Raw genomic sequence first — 1,951 nt, forward strand, 5'->3', positions numbered from 1 at the left:
CGTCTTCGCCAACATCGCCGCGATCCCACGCCTAGCCTGACCAGACCCGTCCGCCCACGACATCACCACCGGAGACCCGCAGCCCGGCAGCGCCAGCCGCAACCCTGTCACGCCCGCACGCCAACTCCGGATCGAGCACGACGATCAAGCCCCCAAGGCCATCACCGTCCCAGCCTCATGAAAGACCGGGGCTAGCGACACCGCCTGACGCTACTTCCGGGACTGCTGCACCGATAGGTGACATCTGATCTGCCTAGTCCTCGGGCTGGGCTGGAAGGATGTTCACCGTGACCAAGCCCTACCCCCAGGAGTTCCGTGACGACGTCGTCCGGGTCGCTCGAAACCGTGAGCCCGGTGTCGGACTCGACCAGATCGCCAAGGACTTCGGGATCCACTTCACGACGCTGTACGCGTGGATGAAGAAGGCCGAGGAGCAGGACGGTGACCAACCGGCCACGACCCCAGCCGCCGCGGCGGAGCTGCGCGAGGCCAAGAAGCGGATCCGGCTGCTGGAGCAGGAGAACGAGGTTCTGCGCCGTGCCGCTGCGTACTTCTCCCAGGCGCACCTGCCGGGAAAATGAGCTACCCGCTCGTCCGTGACCTTGCCGACGACGGGATCCCCGTCACGGTGACGTGTCGGGTGCTCAACATCGCGCGCCAGCCCTACTACCGGTGGCTGGCCAACCCGGTCACCGACGCCGAGCTGACCGCGGCCTACCGGGCCAACGCGCTGTTCGACGCCCACCGCGACGACCCCGAGTTCGGCTACCGGTACCTGGTCGACGAAGCCCGCGAGGCCGGCCAAGACATGAGCGAGCGGACCGCGTGGCGCCTGTGCTCGCAGCACGGCTGGTGGTCGGCGTTCGGCAAGAAACGTGGCAAGAACGGGAAGAAGCCTGGTCCGCCGGTGCACGAGGACCTGTGCGCCATCACCGATGAGAAGGGCCGGACCCGGCACGCGTTCACCGCCGAGGGCACGAACGAGCTGTGGGTCGGTGACATCACCGAGCACTGGACCGGTGAGGGCAAGCTCTACCTCTGCGCGTTCAAGGACGTGTACTCCAACCGGATCGTGGGCTACTCCATCGACTCCAGGATGAAGTCACGGATCGCGGTCACCGCCCTGAACAACGCCGTCGCCCGCCGCGGAAACGTAACCGGGTGCGTGGTTCACACCGATCGAGGATCGCAATTCGAAGCCGGAAATTCGTCCACGCCCTCAAGCACCACGGCATGGTCGGCTCCATGGGCCGCGTCGGCGCCGCCGGTGACAACGCCGCCATGGAGTCCTTCTTCGCCCTGCTCCAGAAGAACGTCCTGGACCGCCGGTCCTGGGCCACCCGGCACGACCTGCGCATCGCGATCGTCACCTGGATCGAGCGCACCTACCACCGCCGCCGGCGCCAGGACGCCCTCGGCCGATTGACCCCCATCGAGTACGAGACCATCATGACCACACCAGCCGATCAGGCTGCGTGACTAACCACTGTCACCTATCGGTGCAGCAGTCCCGGCAGAACGAGAGGCATGACCGCTAGAAAATATGGAGTGCCGGCCTTCGGCAATATCCTCACGCTGACTCCAGTTCACCAACTATGCCGAGGGTGATATCGACGATCGTGTCTTTCTATCCGCCGACCAGGTGGCGTCTGCCGCATTCCATAAGATAGTCGCGCACGTCAAGGTCGTACTGCACCGCCGCGTTCTCCGCGTGCCGCAGGAACGAGGAGTAAACCCCCGCGAAGACCACGGTCAGGGTCTGGCGGTCGACTCGCACCGGGCGGTCCTGTAATGAACGCACGACGTCGTCCGCAGCGTCCTGCAGCTTGAATAGTTCGCAGCCGTGCTCCATCCCGCTGAGCTTCGCGACGGCGATGAAGGCCTCGACTGGGCAGTAGCCCGGCCCGGCGCCGTGGCCGCCAGCGACGCTGAGCCTGGATCCGCCGAAGTT

The 1,951-nt window shown here is 65.8% G+C and carries 2 pseudogenes; one reads left to right on the forward strand and one right to left on the reverse strand.

Annotated elements, in window-relative coordinates:
- The first annotated feature begins 287 nt into the window (after positions 1-287).
- A pseudogene (locus BJF81_RS12860) lies at positions 288-1,479 on the forward strand (IS3 family transposase).
- Between the two features lie 148 nt (positions 1,480-1,627).
- Here BJF81_RS12860 and BJF81_RS12865 read toward each other — a convergent pair.
- Positions 1,628-1,951: pseudogene (locus BJF81_RS12865) on the reverse strand (4-hydroxy-2-oxovalerate aldolase); the annotation flags it as partial.

It is taken from the genome of Ornithinimicrobium sp. CNJ-824 (genome assembly GCF_001942405.1).
GTDB lineage: Bacteria > Actinomycetota > Actinomycetes > Actinomycetales > Dermatophilaceae > Ornithinicoccus > Ornithinicoccus kibberensis.